This is a genomic window from Halalkalibacter lacteus, from assembly GCF_036663595.1.
Lineage (GTDB): Bacteria > Bacillota > Bacilli > Bacillales > Bacillaceae_D > Halalkalibacter > Halalkalibacter lacteus.
Genome location: NZ_JAWRVL010000463.1, coordinates 1 through 235 on the forward strand (window position 1 = coordinate 1; position 235 = coordinate 235).

The following is a 235-nucleotide window of genomic DNA, read 5'->3' on the forward strand; positions in this document are numbered from 1 at the left end:
TCGACGACCGCTTCGTCACGCCGGTGCCCGGACTTCCGACGCCGGTGACCTTCTGCGAGATCTTCCCGCCCGACAGCTTCCCGCTGTACTTCTACCGGTTCCCGAAGGCGCCGGACATGGAGATCCGTGAGGACGAGCTCGACTTCGACGCCATCCGTGACGCCGACATCTTCTGGGTGACGGTCACAGGGCTCAGCGACGGTTTCTGATATTGCAGAAATGATTGGTAAATCTC

The 235-nt window shown here is 60.4% G+C and carries 1 protein-coding gene; it reads left to right on the plus strand.

Annotated elements, in window-relative coordinates; genetic code table 11:
- Window positions 1-209: carbohydrate kinase family protein (locus SAZ04_RS23030; RefSeq protein ID WP_332700132.1), on the plus strand; the 209-nt coding region annotated here is incomplete at its 5' end.
- Window positions 210-235 lie beyond the last annotated feature (26 nt).